Genomic DNA, 3253 nt, shown 5'->3' with positions numbered 1-3253 from the left:
GACTTGAATCAGACGCCCCGTAGTCATGGCAATAGGTACAGAACCTAGAGCACGTTCCGATCCATCAGGATCGGATGTCGTGCTCTATCTTGTTGATAATTAGAGCATCTTTATCCGATCAGATGGTTCCATCTGATCGGATGATGCTCTAAAATCCTGGATGCCCGTCACGGCGCCCGGAACCCGGAATCTCGGTAACCCGTCATGAAACCAGGCCCGCGGCGCGATGGAGACGCGCCGCTTCGCTCAGCGCATCCGCACTTCGATCGTCAGATGCGAGAGGGAGGTGAAGCCGGCGAGTTTCTGCCGATAGGCGTCCGGGCTCATCCCCGTGGCCGAGCGCACGCTCAGAATGGCGCCGAGATGGCCCGGGCCGAGCCGCCACAGATGCAGGTCGCTCAGCTCGTCGCCATCGGCCTCGATGGTTTCGCGCAGCCGCCGCACAAGTTTCCGGTCCGGCGTCATGTCGAGCAAGATCGCGCCGGTATCGTGGATCAGCCCGAACGCCCAGCTGGCGATGACGAGGGCGCCAACGATGCCCACCACCGGGTCCATCCACAGCCAGCCAAAGGCCCGCGCCAGCAGCAGGCCGACGATCACCAGAACCGACACCGCCGCGTCGGTCGCCACATGCACCACGGCCGCCCGCATGTTGTTGTCCCGCCCGGTCGCGGCGTGATCATGGTCATGGTCATGGTCATGGTCATCGTCATGGTCATGGTCATGGTCATGGTCATGGTCATGGTCATGGTCATGGTGATGGCCATGATGATGACCATGATCGTGATGATGGTCATGCCCGAGCCCGAGGATCAGCGCGCTGACGACATTGACGACAAGGCCGAGCCCCGCGATCGGCAGCGCCTGAGCGAAATCGATCGTCACCGGCGCAAAGAACCGGCGCACCGCCTCGAACCCGATCAGCAGGGCGATCATCGCGAGAATGATGGCACTGCTGAAGCCGGCGAGGTCGCCGAACTTGCCGGTGCCGAAGCTGAACCGCGGGTCATCCGCGTGCTTGCGGGCGTAGCGATAGGCGAGGGCTGCCAGCAGCAACGCGCCGGCATGCGTGCTCATGTGCAGCCCGTCCGCCACCAGCGCGATCGAGCCGTAAAGCGAGCCGCCAATCACCTCGATCAGCATCATCGCGGTGCAGATCCAGATCACCCACCAGGTGCGCTGCTCGTTGCGCGCGTGATCGGCGCGGAGAAACACGTGATTGTGATCGGCGGCGCCGCGATCGGCGTGGCTGTCTGGCATGGCGTCTCTCATTTCAGGTAGGCGCGGATCACCGCCAGCAACTGGTCGGTGGCATCCCGGTCCAGCGCATCGGGGTGGGTTTCAGGATCGACGAGATGGTTCCGCACATGATCCTCGACGATCTCGGCCATCAGCCCGGCCACGGCACCGCGCACGCCGGCGATCTGCTGCATGACGGTTTCGCATCCCGCCTCGGCCTCGAGCGCGCGTTCGATCGCCTCGACCTGCCCGCGGATGCGGCCGACCCGTGCCAGCAGCTTCCGCTTGTCCCGGATGGCATGTGTCATGCGAGCGGGCGTAGCATACTCCCCCACACTATCCAACCCGTGGAACGCACTCAGGGCAATCACCCCTCCAAACCCCGAATTCGAGTTCCTGAATTCGGGGTTTGTGGCCGCGGGGATAGAGCATCATCCGATCCATCCGGATCGGACAATGCTCCGATCAGGTGCGGACGATCAGAACAGTAGCCCCGCTTCGAGCACCAGGGTCGCCTGGTTCGGCTGCTTGCCGCTGGCGCCGTAGCCGATCACCCCGTCCCCGCCATTCAGCAGGTGCAGCACGCCGAGATCGCCGCGGACGAACAGATGGTTCTTCTGCCAGGTCGGCGTGATCGACATCCCGATCCCCTTCGCATTCGGCTGCAGGAACCAGTTGCCGAACCCGTTCGAGCCAAACCCGCTCGCCGCGAAATACTCCACCCATCCGCCCAGCGAATAGGGTCCGTGGCCGAACGTGTAGTTGGCAAACAGCGCGGCGCCGAAATCCGTCGTCGTCTTGCGGATGCCCGCCTTGATGTCCTTCTTCGCGTATACGAACTGCGCTTCCGGCACGAGATTGAGGTTGCCGCGCGTGTAGCTGTAATAGGCGCCGACCATCGACGAATTGATCTGCACGTTGCCGGGCCCGACAAGGCTCTGGCCATAGGGTTTCGCCGCGCTGCCATAGGTATGGGCGAGGGCGCCGGTCCGGCTCAGATTGGTCGCGCCATAGACCGACAGCACGTTGTTGCGGTTGAAATTGTAGTTCACCAGCCCCTGGAGGAAATTGAACACGCCGGTATCGAAACCGTCACCGAAGGCGACGCTCGCGCTCACCGGCCCTTTCGAGACATTCAGCATGACGCCGAGGCTCTGGTAGTTCTGCACATTGTAGAGTGCCGTGGTCAGCACGCTCGGATTGCCCCAGTCGATCCCGGCCTCGTAGCCCTCGAGCGAGTCGATCTGCCCGACCGAGACCGAGAGATGCGGGCTCGGTGCGAGCGTGACATAGGCGGCATAGATCGGCCCGGTTGCGAATGTATTCACCGAGGTGGCCGCCGGCGCCGTGCCGAGCGAGAGCGAGTTGACCGAGCCGACCTGCAAGGTGAACCGCACGAGGCCCGTCGGCTTTTGCAGCGAGATCTGGCTGTTCATCAGCTCCGCGCCGAAATTCCGGCTCGAGCGAAGCAGGTCGTGCCGGCCGACCTTGCCGGTGCCGGTCAGCGCGTAGCCATACCCGTCGATGCCGCCGCTGACGACGAGCGGGCCGAGCGCGCCGCCGTCGAATGTCATGGGGGCCGGGCCGTTCAGAGCCTCGGCCGGCTGCACCGTGCCGAACACCACGGCGGCGCAGACGCTGGTCAGCAGTCTCAGTTTACGGGAATTCCGGCCCAAGGCGGGCGGCAGCGCGGTTTTCATAATGCCTCCTGCGATCCCGTTCGGGATCCGTATCGTAAAAATTTATTTAAAACGTACAGAAAATAGGACAGATCGTTACTTCAATTAAACATATCTTTGGATGGTCCGCAAATCCCGCAGCCCCACGCGCGAAGGGGGGCGCAGTGTCGGCCGCCGCTTCAGGTGCAGCCGGATTATCCGATCCTGATGGATCGGAACGTGTTCTAAAACGTGCTCTAGGGTTTGTAGGGATTCATCGTGAGTTGATGACGGCTGCGGCGAGGTAGATCATTGCCTGGAAGCTCTGGTCTGTTTTGCAGGCGCGCAGGGCGATG

The 3253-nt window shown here is 62.8% G+C and carries 3 protein-coding genes; all 3 read right to left on the bottom strand.

From position 1 onward, the window contains the following. Positions 1–246 precede the first annotated feature (246 nt). Entirely contained in the window at positions 247–1260 is a 1014-nt protein-coding gene (gene dmeF, locus B7Z76_RS15770; protein ID WP_291345169.1) for a CDF family Co(II)/Ni(II) efflux transporter DmeF, read from the bottom strand. Between the two features lie 8 nt (positions 1261–1268). Further along, positions 1269–1547 (bottom strand): metal/formaldehyde-sensitive transcriptional repressor, encoded by a 279-nt coding sequence (locus B7Z76_RS15765; RefSeq protein WP_174504388.1) that lies wholly within the window; start codon positions 1545–1547, stop codon positions 1269–1271. 171 nt (positions 1548–1718) lie between these two features. Continuing rightward, the gene (locus B7Z76_RS15760; RefSeq protein WP_174504389.1) at positions 1719–2939 is read right to left on the bottom strand and encodes an outer membrane beta-barrel protein; all 1221 of its coding nucleotides are present in this window, start codon (positions 2937–2939) and stop codon (positions 1719–1721) included. Positions 2940–3253 lie beyond the last annotated feature (314 nt).

It is taken from the genome of Acidiphilium sp. 20-67-58 (assembly GCF_002255515.1).
In the GTDB taxonomy this organism is placed as follows: Bacteria; Pseudomonadota; Alphaproteobacteria; order Acetobacterales; family Acetobacteraceae; genus Acidiphilium.
This window is presented reverse-complemented; position numbering and strand designations above follow the sequence as displayed.

What these genes read in the sequence shown, in the direction of transcription:
- dmeF (WP_291345169.1), bottom strand. Translation starts at nt 1,260, where the DNA reads ATGCCAGACAGCCACGCCGATCGCGGCGCCGCCGATCACAATCACGTG.
- B7Z76_RS15760 (WP_174504389.1), bottom strand. Translation starts at nt 2,939, where the DNA reads ATGAAAACCGCGCTGCCGCCCGCCTTGGGCCGGAATTCCCGTAAACTG.
- B7Z76_RS15765 (WP_174504388.1), bottom strand. Translation starts at nt 1,547, where the DNA reads ATGACACATGCCATCCGGGACAAGCGGAAGCTGCTGGCACGGGTCGGC.